The following is a 19260-nucleotide window of genomic DNA, read 5'->3' as shown; positions in this document are numbered from 1 at the left end:
AGCCACCATGCAAGCCTACCGCGCCAGCCTGCTCCACTTTCATGCCGATCCCGCCTTCAGCGAGCACGCCCACAGCTGGCATGAGGATGGTTTGCTGCTGGTCGATGAGGGCCGGGTGGTGGCGGCCGGCGATTACACCACGCTGCACGCCACGCTGGCGCCGGGCACGCCGCTGCATGACTACAGCGGCAAGTTGATCACCCCCGGCTTCATCGACACCCACGTCCACTACCCGCAGACGGACATGATTGCCTCGCCGGCGCCGGGCCTGCTGCCGTGGCTGGAAACCTATACCTTTCCCACCGAGCGCCAGTTCGCCGACCCGGCGCACGCGGCCCGCACGGCGGAATTTTTCCTCGACGAACTGCTGCGCTGCGGCACCACCACGGCCATGGTGTACTGCACTGTGCACGCGGCCTCGGTGGACGCATTCTTCGCCGCCGCCGAACAGCGCCAGTTGCGCATGGTGGCCGGCAAGGTGCTGATGGACCGCCACTGCCCGGAATGGCTGCGCGACACGGCCGAATCGGGCGCCCGCGACAGCGAGGCGCTGATCCGGCGCTGGCATAAGCGGGGCCGCGCGCTGTACGCCATCACGCCCCGTTTCGCACCCACCTCCAGCGAGGCGCAATTGCGGCTGGCCGGTGAACTGGCCACGGCCTGGCCGGACACCTTCGTGCAAAGCCACGTGTCGGAAAACGCCGATGAATGCCGCTGGGTGCGCGAGCTGTTCCCGCAAGCGCGCAGCTACCTCGATGTGTACGAGCGCTGCGGCCTGCTGCGCCCGCGCGCCGTGTACGGCCATTGCATCTGGCTGGACGACGCCGACCGCGCCCGCATGGCCGCGACAGGGGCGGCGGCGGCCGTCTGTCCCACCTCCAACCTGTTCCTCGGCAGCGGCCTGTTCGACTTCGCCCAGGCCGACCGCGCCGGCATGCGCATGGCGCTGGCCACGGACGTGGGCGGCGGCACCTCGTGCTCGATGTTGCAAACGATGAATGAAGCCTATAAAGTAGCGCGCTTGACAGGCAGCTATCTGCCGGCCTTGCGCATGTTCTACCTGGCCACCTTGGGCGCGGCCCGCGCCATGGGGCTGGAGGGGACGATAGGCGGTTTCGCGCCCGGTGCGGAAGCGGATTTCATCGTGCTCGATCCGCAAGCCACGCCGCTGCTGCAGCGCCGTACCAGCCACTGCGCCAGCCTGGAGGAATTGCTGTTCGCGCTGGCGCTGCTGGGCGACGACCGCGCCGTGGCCGCCACCTACGCGGCCGGCCAGCCGGTGCACGTGCGCGACGCTGCCTGATGTTCGACCTCCAACCTTAGCGAGACCACCGCATGCCAAGAAAAATCGCCAGCCTGATGCTGCCCGGTGCCGCCGCCGCCGTCCTCGCCGCCTGCGCCTTGCCGCACGCGGCTTATGCCGCCGCCGGCGCCAACGCGGCCAATGCGGCCCGCGGCAACGAAGCGATCACCGAGCGCCATTTCGCCGCGCTGGTGGCCGGCAGTGAGCCCAAACTGGCCGAGCTGACCATGTTCTTCACCATGATGCCCAAGGGCGGTGACCTGCACCACCACTATTCGGGCGCCCTCTACGCCGAGCAGTACCTGGAGTGGGTGGACCAGCAGCATTACTGCGTCAACCGCGCCAGCTACCGCATCGAAACGGACCAGGCCACCATCGCCGCCGAGCAGGCCAGGCCGGCCGCCGAGCGCGCCTGCGTGACGGGGCAGCAGGTGATGGGCGATAACACCTTGCTGACCCAGCTGCTGCAGCGCTGGTCGGACAAGGATTTCTACAACCACAGCGGCCCCCAGTCGCCGCCGGACCGCCAGTTCTTCGACACCTTCGGCTATTTCGGTCCGGTGTCGTCGACCAACGCGCGCGATGGTCTGCAGCGCCTCAAGCTGCGCGCCATCCAGGAAAACCTGAGCTATATCGAAACCATCTTCGAGCTGGCCCCGTTCACCCATAACGACGACTTCGACCGCGGCGCGCTGGCCCATGGCGTGACGGACGCCGCACTGGAAGCCTACAGCGCGCAGCTGGAACACGAGCAGGGCTACCAGCAGTGGATCGCGTCTTACCTGGACAACCTCAAGACCGGCAGCGCCGGGATCGACGACGCCCGCTTCACCATGCGCTTCCAGCCATTCGTGCTGCGCTTCCTGTCGCCGTCGCAGGTGTTCGCGTCCATGGTGGCGAGCTTCAGGCTGGCGGCCATGAGCCCGCAGATCGTCGGGGTCAACATCGTGGGGCAGGAAAGCGTCAACGTGTCCATGCGTGATTACGCGATGCACATGCAGATGTTTAAGTTCCTGAAAGCGAAGTACCCGACCGTCAAGCTGGCGCTGCATGCGGGCGAGCTGGCGCTGGGCATGGTGCCGCCGGAGGGGCTGACCTTCCACATCAAGGATGCGGTGGAGGTGGCCGGCGCCAGCCGCATCGGCCACGGCATGGACATCGCGCATGAGAGCAATCCCTTGGCCATCATGAAAACCATGCATGACAAGGGCATCGCGGTCGAAGTCAACCTGAGCAGCAACGACTTCATCCTCGGGATCAAGGGCGCGGCCCATCCCGTCACGCTGTACCGCAAGTATGGGGTGCCGTTCGTGCTGGCCACGGACGACGCGGGCGTGTCGCGCAACAACCTGTCGGGCGAGTATGTGTTGTACGCGGCCCGCTACCGGCCCGACTACGCGCAAGTGAAAAAGCTGTCCTACGATAGCCTGCGTTATTCCTTCCTGGCCCCGGCCGACAAGCAGCGCCTGCTCAAGGCGCTGGACGGCAAATTTGCCCAGTTCGAAGCGGCCATCGCCGCCGCTGAACCCCGGCGCAAGTAAGCCCTGTCCGTGCCGCCGCCGCGCCGCGCCTCCGTGCGCGGCGCGGCGGTGCGCCGTTGCCCTTGCGCGACATAAATTGGTGGACTTCCTCTAGATTGATCGCGATCAATAGATGAATTATTTTCATGCCACTATGGCCTGAACTATAATCCGCCCGTGCAGCCCCGGCCTTGCCTTTGTCTCAAGTCCGCCATGCGTTTTTCGGTCCTATTTATTTGCTTCTCATCTTAATCTCCAAGATAAATCGTATTTGTCAACCATTTTGCCGTCATGCATAGTGGGATGGAATGATCCAAAAAAGCAATATTATTTCTTCTCCAACAGCTTCGAGATGGGCTTACGCGGGGTCGTGACGGTGTTCGGCGGCGCTTATCGGCGCCATTTTCATTATGAGCAACATTGCCATAAAGCTGTCATTACCCTGAAATATAGGACCGTTACACTTGTGCGTTGCGCCCGCAGGGGCAACGCCAGGCATGGCGTGCAGCGGCAGATGTTCGGCCAGCGGCCACGCGGCTTACCAGTTGCAGCACAGTAAAGAGGAATTCCCGTTATCCGCGCGGATTCCATATAACTATTCGTCTATTTGGGGTTACACATGATTGATCACAAACGGCTCCGGCTGACGCAGATCGCGCTCAGCCTGTCCATCGCCCTCGCGGCAGCGCCCGCCTTCTCGCAAAACACCACCTCGGCCATCGGCGGCCGCATTTCGGCTGCCGACGGCAAGCCGGCCGGTGGCGCCGTCGTCACCATCGTCCATACCGAGTCCGGTACGGTCAACAACGTGGTGACGGACGCGGAAGGGCGCTACGTGGCGCGCGGCCTGCGCACCGGCGGTCCGTACACGATCACCATCACCAAGGACGGTGTGTCGGAAAAGCGCGAGAACGTGTTCATCCAGCTGGCTGAAACGGCCAACGTGGACGCTACCCTGGGCGCGCCTGCCATGCAGACCGTGACCATCGCCGGCGTGGCCGGCGGCCGTTCCGAGAAATTCTCCAAGACCACCATGGGCGCCGGTACCAGCATCGGCCGCACCGAGCTCGATATCCAGGGCTCCATCAACCGCAACCTGCAGGACTACGCGCGCGCCGACCCCCGCGTGTCGCAGACCGACAAGGAACGCGGCGAAATGTCCGTGGCCGGGCAGAACTCGCGCTACAACTCGCTGACCATCGACGGCGTGGCCGTCAACGACACCTTCGGCCTGGAGTCGAACGGCAGCCCGACGGCCAAGCAGCCGATCTCGATCGAGGCGATCCAGTCGGTGCAGGTCAACGTGGCCAACTACGACGTGACCCAGAAGGGCTACACGGGCGGCAACATCAACGCCGTCACCAAGTCCGGCACCAACCAGGTGCATGGCAGCGCCTACTACGTGTTCCGCAACGACAGCCTGGCCGGCGACCGCTACAACGCCGCCACCGATACCTACTCGGCCCCGCCTTCGTTCAAGGAAACCACCAAGGGTGCCACTGTCGGCGGCCCGCTGATCCAGGACAAGCTGTTCATCTTTGCCGCCTATGAGAAGCTGGAATCGACCCGCCTGGCGCCAGCCTTCGGCCCGATCGGCAGCCCGTACACCAACGTCGGTATCACCAATTCGGCCATCGCCGGCGCCCAGGCCATCGCCAAGGACAAATACGGCATCGATATCGGCACCTCGGCCCAGACCCCGGGCTCGAAACTGGTGGTGGACGACAGCCTGGTCAAGCTGGACTGGAACATCAACGAAAACCACCGCGCCATGCTGCGCTGGTCCAAGACCAATCAGACCGAGCCGCAATTCTCCGGCCTGAGCGCCACCGGCGTGTCGCTGAACTCGGAATGGTTCTCGCAGGCCAAGACCATCGAAACCCTGGTGGCCCAGTGGACCGCCGACTGGACCCCGACTTTCTCGACCGAACTCAAGCTGTCCTCGCGCGACTATGACAGCACGCCCACGCTGAACACGCAACTGCCGTTGATCGGCTTGAGCTTCACCGGCCCGACCCCGGATGGCACCCCGGCCAGCGTGCCGACCACGCAGCGCTCGCTGCTGTTTGGCACCGACAACAGCCGTCACCGCAACATCCTCGGCACCAAGACCAAGGACGCCTACCTGGGCGCCAACTGGTCGCTGGGCGACCACGAAGTCAAGTTCGGCGCCGACTACAACAAGAACGACGTCTACAACGCCTTCCTGCAAAACATCTGGGGCAACTACTCGTTCTCCTGCGTGACGGGCTGGGGCCAGACCTGCACCACCAACGCGCAGGTCGAAGCGGCCGTGCTGGACAACTTCCGCGCCGGCCGTCCGTCGCAATACACGCTGCAGGTGCCCAACGCCGGCCTGACGCTGGACGACGCCGTGGCCCGTTTCAGCCTGAAGGATACCGGCACTTTCGTACAGGATACCTGGTCGGTCAACCCGCGCCTGACGCTGAGCTACGGCCTGCGACTGGACCAGACCCACGTGGGCGAGCGTCCACGCAAGAACAACGCCGTGGCGGCCGCGCCGGTGGCGGGCGACGTGGCCACCGGCAAGCGCGCCACGGGCGGCTTCAACCTGGACAACACCGTCACCTTCGACGGCGAAAACGTCTGGCAGCCACGCGCGGGCTTCAACTACAACCTCGACAGCGCGCGCCAGATGCAGGTGCGCGGCGGCGCCGGCCTGTTCCAGGGCGCGGCGGCCACGGTGTGGTTGTCCAATCCGTTCTCCAACCCTGGCGTGGCCACCCACAACATCGGCTGCGGCGGTTCGTTCGCGGCGTGCGCCAATGCCGGCAGCCTGTTCACCCCGGACATCAATAACCAGCCCAGCAACTTCGCCGGCGCCGCTCCGGCGGCGGCGGTCGACGCGCTGGCGCCTGGCCTGAAGCAGCCTTCGGTGTGGAAGGCCAACATCGCGTTCGATACCGAACTGCCGTGGTATGGCATCGTGTTCAGCGCCGAATACCTGAACACCAAGGTCAAGGACGGCATCTACTACCAGAACCTGAACCTGGGCGTGGCGACCAAGACCGGCAGCGACGGCCGCGACCTGTACTACACCACCCAGTCCTACAACCCGGCCTGCTGGAGCCCGACCGGCGTGTTGACCACCAGCGGCGGCGCGTGCGCCGGCGGCCGTACCAAGGCGCTCAGCAACGCAGCCTTCACCAACGTGCTGGTGGCCACCGGCACCGACAAGGGCGGCAGCAACCTGGCCACCGTGTCGCTGAGCCGCCCGATGACGGCCGGTATCAGCTGGTCCGTGTCGTACACCTACACGGACGCGACCGAAGTGTCGCCGCTGACCTCGTCGACGTCCAGCTCCAACTACGGCGGCCGCTCGGTGTTCAATCCGAACGAGAACGTGGCGGGCAACTCGGGCTACCTGGTCAAGAACCGCATCAACGCGCTGGTCAACTTCCAGAAGCGTTTCTTCGGTGCCTACAAGACCACCTTCGGCGTGTTCTATGAAGGCCGCAGCGGCAAGCCATACAGCTGGACCTACAACAACGACTTGAACGGCGACGGCTATACCGGCAACGACCTGATGTACATCCCTTCGGCGCCAGGTTCGGGCGAGGTGGTGTTCGCCGGCGATACCGCCACCAACCATGCCAACGAAACCAAGTTCTGGTCGGTGGTCAACGCCAATTCGGTGCTGAAGAAAGCGGCCGGCGGCGTGGTCGGTCGCAACACCGACTTCTCGCCATGGACCAACACCGTCGACCTGCGCCTGAAGCAGGAGATCCCTGGCCTGTGGAAGGATCACAAGGCATCGTTCACGCTGGACCTGTTCAACTTCGGCAACCTGCTGAACAAGAAATGGGGCCGCATCAACGAAGTGGGCTTCAACAGCGATCTGGGCGCCGGCGGCGCGCAGGCGCGCAGCTTTGTCGATTTCGTCGGTCTGGACCCTAGCGGCAAGTACATCTACAAAGTGCGCGACGCAGTCGAGCCGATGGTGACTCGCCAGGTCAAAGGCGAATCGCAGTGGGCGATCCAGGCTACCGTCAAGTACGAGTTCTAAGCGTACCAATGGGTAGCTAAGCAAGACCGGACGGCTGATGGCGACATCAGCCGTTTTTTCATAGTGGCAACCAGAAAATCGGGGACGGACCCTGATTTTTCCCGATGGGAAAATCGGGGTCCGTCCCCGATTTTCTGGGGGTGCCGCCTGTACAATATCCGCTTCTCACTGATGCGAATCACGATGAATTCCTTGCTCCGTCCCCTGGCCGCCGCCGCGCTGGCGGCCCTGCTGGCCGCTTGCGCCAGCCCACCACCACCGCCGCACACGGCCGTCATCAACCTGGTGGCGCTCAACGATTTCCATGGCAACCTGGAGCCGAGCGCCTACACCTACACCAGCGCGCGCGACCGGCGCGAGACGACGGCGCAGGCCGGCGGCATCGATGCGCTGGGCGCGGCCCTGCAGGCGTGGCGCAAGGACGATAGCGAATTGCTGCTGGTGGGCGCGGGCGACATGGTGGGCGCCAGCCCGTCGATCTCGTCCATGTGGGCCGATGAACCGGCCGTCGGCGCGCTCGACCTGCTGGGCTTGCGCGCCAGCGCCCTGGGCAACCATGAGTTCGACCTGGGCCGCGCCGAGCTGCTGCGCCAGCAGAAGGGCGGTTGCGTCTCGCCCCGCGCCGACAAGGCGTGCCAGTTCGCGCCCAATTACGGCGGCGCCCATTTCAGCTACCTGGCCGCCAACGTGCTCGATATGGTGACCCGCAAGCCCATCGTCCCGGCCTATCAGATCGAGACGGCGCATGGCGTGCGGGTGGCCTTCATCGGTGCCGTGCTGAAGGACACGGCGGCGCTGTCGCTGCCTTCCAGCGTGAGCGGGCTGGAATTCACCGACGAGGCCAACGCCATCAACGCCTTGCTGCCGGAATTGCGCAAGCAGGGCGTGGGCGTGTTCGTGGTGCTGATCCACCAGGGGGGCCGCACCACCGATTATTTTGATCAGCCGGGCTGCGACCATTTGACAGGCCCCATCGTGGACATCGTCAAGCGGCTCGACCCGGCCATCCGGCTGGTCGTCAGCGGCCACTCGCACAAGGGCTACCTGTGCCAGGTGGATGGCCGCGTGGTGACCCAGGCCGAGACGGCCGGCCATGTGCTGTCGCGCATCCGGCTCACGGTGGACACGGCCGACAACCGCGTGCGCGCCATCAGCGCCAGCAACGAGGTGATGCTGGCGGGTCGCTATCCGGCCGACCCGGCGCTGGACGCCTGGCTGGCCCGGGTCCGCGCGCGCGGCACGGCCGCGCTGGCCCGTTCCGTGGGACGGCTGGCCGTGCCAGTCGTCCCGCTCGATAAAGATGATGTGGACGAGTCGCCGCTGGGCGACCTGGTGGCGGATGCCACGCTGCAGGCCGGCGCGCCGTTCGGGGCCCAGATCGCGTTCATGAACCTGGGCGGCATGCGCCACGATCTGGCGGCGGGCAAGGATGGCAGCGTCACCCTGGGCCAGGTGCAGACCGTGCTGCCGTTCGTGAATACGGTGGTGGTGATGAACCTGACGGGCGCCCAGATCGCCACCCTGCTGGAGCAGCAATGGCAAGGTGACTATGGCGACAAGCACATGCTGCTGCAAGTGTCGGACGGCTTTGGCTACCAGTGGAATCCCAAGCTGCCCGTGGGGAGCCGCGTGGTGCCGGGCAGCGTGACCCTGCATGGCGTGCCGCTGGAGCCGGATAGCCCCTACCGCGTGGCCACCAATAATTTCCTGGCCGAGGGGGGCGATGCCTTCCCCATGTTCACCAGTGGCCGCAGCCGCGCCAACACCGGCATCTACCTGAGCGACGCGGTGGCCGCCTACCTGACCCGCCGCGACCAGTTGCACAAACCGGCCGGCAGCAAATATTCCCTGGGCCGTATCCAGCGCGCCCCGCAACCATAAGGACCATGATGCGTCGTCTGCCTTCTTCTTTGTTATTGTCCGCGCTGCTGGGCACGGCCTCGCTGGCCCATGCGGCGTTCACCATCCCCGGCTTCGAGCTGGTGCAAACGGCGCCGCGCGAAACCACGCTGGTCAACGCCGACCTGCGCGACCCGGCCACCGTCTGGTGCGAGCTGTTCGATCTGGCCCGCAAGGAAATCGTGCTGGGCCAGTTCTACGTCGTCGGCCAGGCCGGCAGCGCGTTTGAGCGCGTGCTCACGCGGCTGGAGGCGGCCGGCCAGCGCGGCGTGCATATCCGTTTTCTGCTGGACCAGAAGGGCGTGCGCCTGTCCGACGCGGCCACTATCGAGCGCCTGAAGGCCATCCCCAACCTGGAACTGCACATCATCGATTTCAACCAGTTGACGGGCAACGGCATCCTGCACGCCAAATACCTGGTGGTGGACCGCGCCACGGCTTACGTGGGCAGCCAGAATTTCGATTGGCGCTCGTTCGAGCATATCCATGAAACGGGCTTGCGCATCACGGAGCCGCGCATCGTGGGCCAGGTGCAGGCCGTGTTCGACCAGGACTGGCGCGCCCAGGCGCTGGCGGCCCAGGGCATGCCGGCGCCCGTGCTGAACTCGCGCACCGTGGCCGCCGACTTCAATCAGGACGCCTTCCTGTTGGCCAGCCCTAACCGCTACAACCCGGCCGGCGTGGGCGATTCCGAGACGGGCTTGCCGGCCCTGCTGGCCACGGCCCAGAGCGAAGTGCGGATCCAGTTGCTGGACTACGCGCCGCTCAGCTACGGCCCCAAGGGCACGCGCCCGTACTACGCCGTGATCGACAACGCCGTGCGCAGCGCCGCCAACCGCGGTGTGAAGGTCAAGCTGCTGGTGTCGAACTGGAACCTGGAGGAGCCGGAGCAGGTCTACCTGAAAAGCCTGGCCGTGTTGCCGAACGTGGAAGTGCGGGTGGTGACCTTGCCGGTGGCGTCGGCCGGCTTCATCCCGTTCGCCCGCGTCATTCACAGCAAGATCATGGTGATCGACGACAAGCTGGCCTGGGTCGGCACCAGCAACTGGGCGGGTGGCTATATGGACTTGTCGCGCAACCTGGAAGTGGTGATGCGCAACGGCCAGATGGCGCAGCGCCTGGCCGCCCTGCATGAACAGACGTGGAGCTCGTCCTACGCCCAGCCGCTCGACATCAATAAGGTGTATCCCAAGCCGGCCAAGGGCAGCCCGCAGTGAAACGCCGGCTGATCGCCGCCGCGCTGGCGGGCGCCTGCGCGGCGGTGGCCGGTGATGCGCTGGCCTGGGGCAGCGATGGCCACCGTGCCGTGGCCGCCATGGCGGCCCAGCTGATCGCGGACAGCCCCGCCCGGAAGCATGTGACGGCCCTGCTGCTGCCCGGCGAATCGCTGGAGCAGGCCGCCAACTGGGCCGACTGCGTGAAGGGCACCTTCTGCGGTCCGCAGACGGCTGAAATGCAAGCCTACACGGCCGCCAATCCGCACCACAGCCAGTACCACTACGCGGACGTGCCGTTCCAGCTGGAGCATTACCGCGACCATGCCGTCGGCACGGCCGATGACGACATCGTGCAAACCCTCAGGCAAGCCATCGCCGTGCTGCAGGGCCACGATGATGATGCCGGCAACCCGCACCACTTCAGCCGGCGCCAGGCCTTGCTGCTGGTGGTGCACCTGGTGGGCGACATTCACCAGCCGCTGCACGTGGGGGCGGCGTATCTGGGCGGGGAAGGGGGCTTCGTGGTGCCCGAGCGCCGTGGCCAGGTCGATGCGGTCCATATGTTCGATGCGCGCGGCGGCAACAACCTGCTGCTCGACGATGCGCGCCTGGGCGCGGCCAGCGCGCGCATGATCCCGCCGCCGCTGCCACGTCCCGCCGACGAAGCGCCGGCATGGACGCAGCCCAAGTCGCCCACCCAGCCGTTCCACGGTTATTGGGACACGACCGTGGTCGATTATGCGTTCCGCCGCAGCGGCACGCGCACGCCCAAACAATTCGCGCAAGCGATGATCGCGGCCCGGCCGGCCATCGTCGCCAACACGGGCGAGCCGGCGGATTGGCCTTACCAGTGGGCTGATGATGGACTGGCCGTGGCCAAGCTGGCCTATGCCGACGCGAAGCCGGGCACCATCGGGTACCAGACGGCCCGCAACGGCGAGGCATATGCGGTGTGGGGTTTGACGGTGCCGGACGATTATCCGGTGCCCAGTTCCGCCATCGCCCGCGCCCAGTTGACCAAGGCGGGTTACCACCTTGCCGCGCTGCTGCGGGCGATCTGGCCCTGAGACGGGCGTAGTGTCGACCCGAGTGCCGGCGCGGGCGGCTTACTTTCCGTTCAGCGGGTTGTACCACAATTCGCTGCGCGACAACGGCGTCTGGGGCGACAGCGTGGGGTTGGGGATGGTCAGCACGCGCCGGTGCCTGAGGTTGGCGGCGGCGATGGTGGCGCCCTTGTAGTGCTGGAACAGGGTGTTGAGCGAGCCATCGCGCACCATGATTTCCATGCCCGCCGCGATGCGGGCGGCCAGCTGTTTGCCTTCCGCGTCGCGCCGCAGGAAGAAGTAGCGCGGCAGCGGGTAGTGCAGCAGCAGGATCGGCTCGATCGCCAGCTTCGGGTGGGCGTCGCGGCGCTCGCCGTATTCGCGCAGTGCCTCGTCGGCCCCGCGCGAAAAGTAGTCGAAGCGGCCCGCTTCCAGCATGGAGAACAAGCCTTCATAGGCCGAACCTTCCTCGGTCGGCAGCCCGGCCGCGCGCAGCACGGGCACGTCGCTCCAGTCCTTGCCCAGGCCGGCGCGCAGCGGCCGCAAGTCGTTCAGCGACCGTACGGCGGCGAAGCGGGGCAGGTCGTCGCGGCGCACGAGGAACACCCGGTAGCCCAGCAGGCCACGGTCGACGGGGATGCGCACTGGCGTGAATTGCTGTTCCAGTTCAGGCGCCGTGGCCCGTACCAGAATGTTGATGTGGCCGGTGGGCATCAGCAATTCCTGCGTGATGCGGGCCGGCGACATGGAGGTGGTGGCCTGGTGCAGGGAGTAGGCGCCGTACTGGGCGCGGCTCTTGTCGAGCGCCATGCGCAGCACGGCCCAGTCGTACTCGTAGCGGCTGTCCACCCCCACCGACAAGGGGTAGACCAGCCGATCGTAGGCGTGGGCTCTGGCGCCGTGCAGGCACAGGGCCGCCAGCAGCAACAGCCGCCAGGCCGGGATGCGCCATTGTTTGTCGCGTTTCATGCTCGGCTGGGTTCGGGGTGAATATCTGTGTCAGTGTGGCACGCCACGCTGCTCATGTGCAAGCGGCCCACGTCAAGCCAGCACCAGTGTGATGCCGAGGCGGCGGTAGGGTGCCAGCAGCGCTTCCGGCGTGCCCGCCTGCACCACGATGGTATCCACCTGGGTCAGCGGCGCGATCTGGAATGGGGCGGCCGTGTCCAGCTTTTCCGGCGAGGCCAGCACCACCGTGCGGCGCGCCGCCTGGCTGATGGCGCGCTTGACGCCCGCCTCGTCATGGTCGCCCGTGCTCAGGCCCAGGTCCGGGTGCAGGCTGCACACGCCCATGAAATACAGGTCGGTGCGGATGCGGGCGATGGCCTCGAGCGCGTCCGGCCCCATGGCCACGATGGAGTGCTTGAACAGGTGGCCGCCCACCAGGATCACCTCCACCAGCGGATGCTCGGCCAGTTCCACCGCCACCGACGGGCTGTGGGTGACGACGGTGGCGCGCAGCTCGGGCGGCAGGTGGCGCGCCAGTTGCACGGCCGTGGTGCCGCCGTCGATGAACACCACCTGGCCCGGCGCGATCATGGCGGCCGCCGCGCGCGCGATGGCCGGCTTGGCGTCGGTGGAAATGTGCTGGCGCTGGGCGAAGTTGCCCAGCGCGGGCGAGGGCGGCAGGGCCAGCGGCAGCGCGCCGCCGTGTACCCGCTGCAGCAAGCCGTCGCGCGCCAGTTCGCGCAGATCGCGCCGGATGGTGTCCTCCGACAGGCCCAGCTCCGCGCTGAGGGCGCTGGCGACGATCTGGCCATCCTGTTTCAAACGTTGGAGCAGCAATTCCTGGCGGTGGCGAGCGAGCATGGTGTGCGTGAAATTTCTTGATATTGCACGATATTGCATGATAATGTAGAAAAAAGCAAGTTTCCTCCCCCACCCCGAAAGCCCGCCATGCCCCATGACCATATCCGCATCCAGCGCGTCGACACCCTGTCGGACGACTGGTATGTGCTGCGCAAGACCACCTTCGACTACCGGCGCCGCGATGGCAGCTGGCAAACCCTGTCGCGCGAGACGTATGACCGTGGCGATGGCGCCACCATCCTGCTGTACCACCGGGCCAGGCGCAGCGTGGTGCTGATCCGCCAGTTCCGCCTGCCGGCCTACCGCGACGGCGCCGACGGCTTCCTGATCGAGGCGGCGGCCGGGCTGCTCGACCGCGCCACGCCCGAGCAGCGCATCCGCGCCGAGGTGGAGGAGGAGACGGGCTACCGGGTGGGCCGGGTGCGCAAGGTGTTCGAGGCCTACATGAGTCCCGGTTCCGTCACGGAGCGGCTGCACTTTTTCGTGGCCGAGTACGAGCCGCACGCGCGCGCCGGCGCGGGCGGCGGCGTGGCTGACGAGGGCGAGGACATCGAAGTGCTGGAACTGCCGATCGAGCAAGCCATGCGCATGGTGGAGCAGGGCCACATCGCCGACGGCAAGACCATCATGCTGCTGCAGTACGCGCAGCGTCACCTGCTGCCGCCGGTGCCGGCGCGCGGCCTGATGATTTTGATCGCCGGCCCTTACCGTTCCGGCACCGGCGACGATCCGGCCCTGATCGCGCGCAACGTGGCGGCCATGGAGGCGTGCGCGCTGCCGCTGTACGAGGCAGGCCATGTGCCCGTGCTCGGTGAGTGGCTGGCGCTGCCGATGCTGGCGCTGGCCGGCTCGCGCGGCACGGGCGACGCCGTGTACGAGGCGCTGTTCCATCCGCACGCGCAGCGCCTGCTGGCGCGTTGCGACGCCGTGCTGCGCATCGGCGGCCCGTCGGCCGGCGCCGATCTGATGGTGGAGACGGCGCGCGGCCTGGGCCTGCCGGTGTTCCAGTCGCTGGACGAGGTTCCGCGCGCGGTGTGAGTCGCGCTTTATGTGTGCAGCACCCCATGACGTCATGGGGTTGCCTGTTCAAGGCATAATGCGGGCGGCGCGTTGTGCGCCGCTCTGGGAATCAATCATGACGATACCAATGCCGCGGTGGCTGGCGTTGTTGGCGCTGGCTGGCGCCGTGTCCGGTCCTGTGCATGCGGCCGGCGACGTGGCGGCGGGCAAGACGGCCTTTCGCAAGTGCGCGTCCTGCCACCAGGTGGGACCGTCCGCGCGCGGCGGCTTCGGCCCGCAGCTGAACGGCATCGTGGGCCGCCCGGCCGCAGCCACCAGCGATTACAAATATTCGGACGCGATGCGACAGTCCCGCATCGTCTGGAATGCGCAGGCTTTGAGCGCCTTCCTGCGCGCGCCCGGCGACGTGGTGCCCGGCACGCGCATGCGCTTTTGGGGCATCAGCGACGCGCAGCAGATCGCCGACCTGCTGGCCTACCTGCGCACGTTGCGCTAAGGGGCTACGACCTTACTTGGACGTCTTGTGGCCGATGTTGTCGTTGCGGCCCGCGTTCTTGTGGCGGCCCGTCACTTCGGCCTGTTCGGCATGCTGCTTCTGTTTGCCGATGGTGTCGGTCCGCGAGGGCGGGGCGTGCATGGGCCGGGGCTGCCGGCCTTGGCTGGACTTGGGCATGACTTCCTCCTGTGCAGTGGGAACGCGACGGCCGGAACCGGCATCGCGCCAGTCCCATCATACTCCCGGGAGGGCCGGGGCGCCTCAGCGCGACTTGACGAACGGCGTACCCAGCGCCTTGGGCGCCACCGACTTGGCCATCAGGCCGGCCAGCACGATCACGGTGACCACGTAGGGCACCATCTGGATCAGCGAGCCGGGAATGCGGCCCACCACGGGCAGGTCCACCCCTTCGATCTGGATCTGCACGGCGCCGAAGAAGCCGAACATGAGGCAGCCGAGGAAGGTGTACACGGGCCGCCAGTTACCGAACACCATGGCCGTCAAGGCCAGGTAGCCGGCGCCGGCCGACATGTCGCGCAGGAAGAAGCCGCTCTGCACGATGGCCAGGTAGGCGCCCGAGAACGAGCACAGCACGCCGGCCACCAGCATGGCCAGGTAGCGCTGCCGTTCCACGTTCACGCCGGCCGCGTCGGCCGCGTGCGGGTTCTCGCCGCAGGCGCGCAGGCGCAGGCCGAAGCGGCTGTGGTAGATCACCCAGTGCACCACGGGCACCAGCCCGAACGCCAGGTACACCAGCACGGAATGGCCGCCGATCAGGTGCGCGTACAGCCAGCCCAGGAACGGGATGTTGTCCACGGCGGCGGAGCCGGGCAGCACCACGTCGAACAAACGGGCCTGGCCCAGGTCCGGCGTGCGGCCGCCCTGCTGGAAGAAGAATTGGGCCACGACGAAAGTCAGGCCGCTCATGGCGATGTTGATGGCGATGCCGCCCACCAGCTGGTTGCCCTTCTGGCTGATGGCCACGTAGCCTTGCAGCATGGCCAGCGCGACCGAGATGGCCATGCCGGCCGCCACGCCATACCAGGGATTCTGGGTGGCGAAAGCGACGGCGGCCGAGACGAAGGCCGAGGCCAGGATCTTGCCTTCCAAGCCGATGTCGATCACGCCCGAGCGTTCCGCGAACAGGCCGGCCATGGCGGCGAAGATAAGCACCGGCGCGTTGCGCACGGTCGAGACGAGCACGCTGTCGAGGTGGAGGTCTGCAAAAGTCATGGTCAGCCTTTCGTGCGCTTGAGGACGGCGGCGATGGCCGGCGCGTAGAAGTATTCCATCGCACCGCAGAACAGGATGATCAAGCCCTGGATGAAGATGAAAGTCTCGGTGGGGATGTTCGGCTTTTCCAGCGACAGGTCGAAGCCGCCCTGGATCAGCGTGCCGAACAGCACGGCCGACAGGAAGATGCCGACCGGATGCTGGCGTCCCATCAGCGCGATGGCGATGCCGATGAAGCCGGCGCCACCGACGAAGTTCAGGCTCAGGTAGTGGGTCGAGCCGAGGATGGAGTTGACCGAACCGAGGCCGGCCAGCGCGCCCGAGATCAGCATCACGGTGATGACCATCTTCGACAAACGGATGCCGGCGTAGTGGGCCGCGTGCGGGTTCTGGCCGGTGGCGCGCAGCTTGAAGCCCCAGGCGGAGCGGCTGACCACCACGCCGTAGATCGCCAGCGCCACGATGGCGAACAGGAAGCTGATGTTGAGCGGCGTCTCGCCCAGCACAGGCAACCATTGGTTCAGCAGCGGCATGGCGGCCGCGTCGGCGAAGGCGCGGCTGGCCGTGTTCTGCTCACCGGCCGGGATCAGGTATTTGACGATGATGAAGTTCATCAGCGAGGCGCAGATGAAGTTGAACATGATGGTGGTGACGACGATGTGGCTACCCCGTTTCGCTTGCAGGTAGCCGGGCAGGAAGGCCCACAGCGCGCCGAACAGGGCGGCGCCGGCGATGGCGGCGGGGATCAGCGCCCATGCCGGCAGCGTGCTGTCGAAGGCCAGCATGGCCAGGGTCAGGCCCAGGCCGCCGAAATACATCTGGCCTTCCGAGCCGATGTTGAACAGGCCGGCCTGCATGGCGATCGACACGGACAGGCCGGTGAAGATGAAGGTGGAGGCGTAGAACAGCGTATAGCCCAGTCCTTCCGGATTGAGGATGGCGCTGTTGAGCAGGATGCCCAGCGATTCGGTGGGGCTTTCACCCAGCAGATAAATGACGCCGGCCGCGACCAGCATGGCCGACAGCAGGTTCAGGATGGGCAGGACGAAGGCCGTGGCCCAGCGTGGCAGGTCGTGATTGTTCATGATTTATGCATGCCCCCCATCAGCAGGCCGATGCGGGTGGTGTCGAATTCCTCAATTTTCAGTTCGCCCGTGATGCGGCCGCCGCACATGACGAGGATGCGGTCGGCCAGCGCCCGCACTTCCTCCAGTTCGACCGACACCAGCAGGATGGCCACGCCGGCGTCGCGCAGCGCGAGCAATTGGGTGTGGATGCTCTCGATGGTGCCGATGTCGACGCCGCGCGTGGGCTGGCCCACCAGCATCAGCTTCGGTTGCGCCAGCACTTCGCGCGCGATCACCACCTTTTGCTGGTTGCCGCCCGAGAGCAGGCCGATACGCAAGTCGCCGTTGGCGGGGCGCACGTCGAATTTTTTCATCAGGCCGGCGCAGCGGGCCGCGATGGCCTTGAAGTCGAACAGGCCCCAGCGGTTCTTCAGTTGGTCCTGGTAGCCGAGGATGGTGTTGTGCATCACGGAGAAGCTTTTCACCACGCCGTCGCGCAAGCGGTCTTCCGGCACGTGGGCGATGCCCAGTTCGCGGAATGCCAGCGGCAGGCCGTCGGCGTCGTGGCGCTTGCCGTAAGGGAGTTCCTGGCCCAGGTAGGTGAGCTTGCCGGACGTGGGCAGGCGCATGCCGGCCAAAATTTCCATCAACTCGCTCTGGCCATTGCCGGACACGCCGGCCACGGCGACGATCTCGCCGGCCCGCAGCGTGAAGCCGATATCGGCCAGCAGCTTGACCTGCTGGGCGTCCTGCAATTGCAGGTTGTCCACCGTCAGCACGGGCGCGCCGGGGTGGTAGGGCGCGCGCGGCAGGTTGTTTTCGATCGGACGGCCCACCATCATGTTGGCCAGTTCCTCCTTGGTGGTGCCGGCCGTGGGCACGGCACCGATCACGCGCCCGCCGCGCATCACGGTGACGGTGTCGGTGATGTCGAGGATTTCCTGCAGCTTGTGGGTGATCAGGATGATGGTTTTGCCCTGCTCCTTGAACAGGCGCAGGATGTCGAACAGGGACGCCGTCTCCTGGGCCGTCAGCACGGCCGTCGGTTCGTCCAGGATCAGGATGTTGGCGCTGCGGTAGATCTGCTTGAGGATCTCGACCCGCTGCTGGGCGCCCACGGACAGGTCGGCGATGGTGGCCAGCGGGTCGACGTCGAGCCGGTAGCGGGCGCAGATCTCGCGCAGTCGCGCTTCCACGGTGGGGCGCTGGGCGGCCAGCTGGAAGCCTCCTTCGGCGCCCAGCATCACGTTATCGAGCACGGTCATGTTCTCGACCAGCATGAAGTGCTGGTGCACCATGCCGATGCCGAGCCGGATCGCTTCCTGGCTGGTGCGGATGGACTGGGCCTGGCCGTCGAGCAGGATCTGGCCGCTGTCGGCACGGTAGTAGCCGTACAGGATGCTCATCAGGGTCGATTTGCCGGCGCCGTTCTCCCCCACCAGGCCGTGGATGGAGCCTTTGGCGATGGAGAACGAGACGTCCGCGTTGGCCCGCACGGCGCCAAACTGCTTGGAGATGGCGCGAAATTCAACTGCTGGCTGCATAGGAGTATGTAGTTAAAACGCGCCGCGCGGGGGATCACCCCGGCGGCGCGTCATGTCATGAAGCGGGAGATTAAGCGGGGCAGTGGTTGGCGGCGCGGTAGTCGATCACCTTGACCTTGCCGTCGATGATGTCCTTGCGCGCGCCCATCACGCGCTTTTCGATCTCGGGCGTGATCAGCTTGCGGTTGTTCTCGTCGAGCGCCCAGTCCACGCCGCCTTCCTTCAGGCCCTTGGCGGTGACGCCGGCCTTCCAGGTGCCGTTCTTCATTTGCATGAAGGAGTCATAGATGGCGTTGTCGACCCGCTTGACCATGGAGGTCAGGACGGCGCCCGGGTACAGGGCGTTCTGGTTGGAGTCCACGCCGATCCCCAGCTTGCCTTTTTCCTTGGCCGTTTGCAGCGTGCCCATGCCGCTGCCGCCGGCCACGGCGAACACCACGTCCACGCCGCGGTCGAACTGGGAGCGGGCCAGCTCACCACCTTTGGCGGGGTCGTTCCAGGCGGCGGCCGTGGTGCCCACCATGTTCTGGATCACTTCCACCTTGGGCGCGGTGGCCTTGGCGCCCTGCTCATAGCCGCACGCGAACGCGCGGATCAGGGGAATGTCGATGCCGCCCACGAAGCCCAGCTTCTTGGACTTGGAGGCCATGGCGGCGGCCACGCCCACCAGGTAGGAACCTTCCTCCTCCTTGAAAGTGACGGAATTGACGTTGGCGCCTTGCGCCACGCCGTCGATCAGCACGAAGTGCACTTTCGGGAATTCCTTGGCCACCTTCTGCACGGCCTGGGTCTGGGCGAAGCCGATCGAAGCGATCAGGTCCAGGTTCTTGCGGGCCAGGCCGCGCAGCATCTGCTCGGCCTGGGTGTCGCTGGAAGCCTGTACTTCGATGAAATTGATGTTGGTTTCCTTCTTGAAGCGCGAAGCGCCTTCAAAGGCGGACTGGTTGAACGATTTGTCGAACTTGCCGCCTGCGTCATACACGATGCCCAGCTTAGGGTCAGCCGCGGACGCGCTGGCGCACGCGCCAGCCGCGGCGAACGCCGCGATCGTCAAACTGAATGGTGAAAGTTTCATGAATAGG

14 protein-coding genes and 1 pseudogene are annotated in these 19260 nt (G+C 66.2%); 8 read left to right on the top strand and 7 right to left on the bottom strand.

The features are described 5' to 3' along the window. Positions 1-7 precede the first annotated feature (7 nt). From guaD to H3H39_RS15095, 6 genes are all read left to right on the top strand, one after another. The gene (gene guaD / locus H3H39_RS15120) at positions 8-1303 is read left to right on the top strand and encodes a guanine deaminase (RefSeq protein WP_182154224.1); all 1296 of its coding nucleotides are present in this window, start codon (positions 8-10) and stop codon (positions 1301-1303) included. Positions 1304-1335: 32 nt separating this feature from the next. Continuing rightward, the gene (locus H3H39_RS15115; protein WP_182154223.1) at positions 1336-2844 is read left to right on the top strand and encodes an amidohydrolase family protein; all 1509 of its coding nucleotides are present in this window, start codon (positions 1336-1338) and stop codon (positions 2842-2844) included. Positions 2845-3442: 598 nt separating this feature from the next. Further along, positions 3443-6850, top strand: a complete 3408-nt coding sequence (locus tag H3H39_RS15110) for a TonB-dependent receptor (protein ID WP_182154222.1) — start codon at positions 3443-3445, stop codon at positions 6848-6850. 183 nt (positions 6851-7033) lie between these two features. After that, a complete protein-coding gene (locus H3H39_RS15105; RefSeq protein WP_182154221.1) occupies positions 7034-8731 on the top strand; it encodes a bifunctional metallophosphatase/5'-nucleotidase in 1698 nt (565 codons plus the stop codon). 8 nt (positions 8732-8739) lie between these two features. Further along, positions 8740-9966, top strand: coding sequence for a phospholipase D-like domain-containing protein (locus H3H39_RS15100; protein WP_182154450.1), 1227 nt, complete (start codon positions 8740-8742; stop codon positions 9964-9966). After that, the gene (locus tag H3H39_RS15095; protein WP_311196929.1) at positions 9963-11033 is read left to right on the top strand and encodes a S1/P1 nuclease; all 1071 of its coding nucleotides are present in this window, start codon (positions 9963-9965) and stop codon (positions 11031-11033) included. Before H3H39_RS15100 ends, H3H39_RS15095 begins: the two co-directional genes overlap by 4 nt. Before the next feature lie 39 nt (positions 11034-11072). Here H3H39_RS15095 and H3H39_RS15090 read toward each other — a convergent pair whose 3' ends face one another. Together H3H39_RS15090 and H3H39_RS15085 are read right to left on the bottom strand one after the other, a co-directional pair. Further along, positions 11073-11978 (bottom strand): transporter substrate-binding domain-containing protein, encoded by a 906-nt coding sequence (locus H3H39_RS15090; RefSeq protein ID WP_182154220.1) that lies wholly within the window; start codon positions 11976-11978, stop codon positions 11073-11075. Positions 11979-12050: 72 nt separating this feature from the next. Continuing rightward, positions 12051-12818 carry a DeoR/GlpR family DNA-binding transcription regulator gene (locus H3H39_RS15085; protein ID WP_182154219.1) on the bottom strand — a complete coding sequence of 256 codons (768 nt, stop codon included), beginning with the start codon at positions 12816-12818 and terminating at the stop codon, positions 12051-12053. Positions 12819-12905: 87 nt separating this feature from the next. Here H3H39_RS15085 and H3H39_RS27935 point away from each other — a divergent pair. Together H3H39_RS27935 and H3H39_RS15075 are read left to right on the top strand one after the other, a co-directional pair. After that, positions 12906-13475, top strand: a pseudogene (locus tag H3H39_RS27935) (NUDIX domain-containing protein); the annotation flags it as partial. 478 nt (positions 13476-13953) lie between these two features. After that, positions 13954-14334 (top strand): c-type cytochrome, encoded by a 381-nt coding sequence (locus H3H39_RS15075; RefSeq protein WP_182154217.1) that lies wholly within the window; start codon positions 13954-13956, stop codon positions 14332-14334. Positions 14335-14346: 12 nt separating this feature from the next. On the opposite strand, the gene H3H39_RS15070 is transcribed toward H3H39_RS15075, so the two are convergent. From H3H39_RS15070 to H3H39_RS15050, 5 genes are all read right to left on the bottom strand, one after another. Continuing rightward, on the bottom strand, positions 14347-14511 hold the full coding sequence (locus tag H3H39_RS15070) for a hypothetical protein (RefSeq protein WP_182154216.1): 165 nt from the start codon (positions 14509-14511) through the stop codon (positions 14347-14349). Between the two features lie 84 nt (positions 14512-14595). Further along, positions 14596-15567: an ABC transporter permease gene (locus H3H39_RS15065; RefSeq protein ID WP_182154215.1), complete on the bottom strand. Its 972-nt coding sequence runs from the start codon at positions 15565-15567 to the stop codon at positions 14596-14598. A 2-nt stretch (positions 15568-15569) separates the two neighbouring features. Beyond that, positions 15570-16652: an ABC transporter permease gene (locus H3H39_RS15060; protein ID WP_182154214.1), complete on the bottom strand. Its 1083-nt coding sequence runs from the start codon at positions 16650-16652 to the stop codon at positions 15570-15572. Further along, complete coding sequence (locus H3H39_RS15055; RefSeq protein WP_182154213.1) at positions 16649-18178, bottom strand: ABC transporter ATP-binding protein; 1530 nt, start codon at positions 18176-18178, stop codon at positions 16649-16651. Before H3H39_RS15055 ends, H3H39_RS15060 begins: the two co-directional genes overlap by 4 nt. Positions 18179-18248: 70 nt before the next feature. Continuing rightward, positions 18249-19253, bottom strand: coding sequence for a BMP family lipoprotein (locus H3H39_RS15050; RefSeq protein WP_182154212.1), 1005 nt, complete (start codon positions 19251-19253; stop codon positions 18249-18251). Positions 19254-19260 lie beyond the last annotated feature (7 nt).

Source organism: Rugamonas apoptosis (genome assembly GCF_014042355.1).
In the GTDB taxonomy this organism is placed as follows: Bacteria; Pseudomonadota; Gammaproteobacteria; order Burkholderiales; family Burkholderiaceae_D; genus Rugamonas; species Rugamonas apoptosis.
The sequence above is the reverse complement of the archived record's forward strand: the minus strand, read 5'-3'. Positions and strand labels throughout refer to the sequence as shown.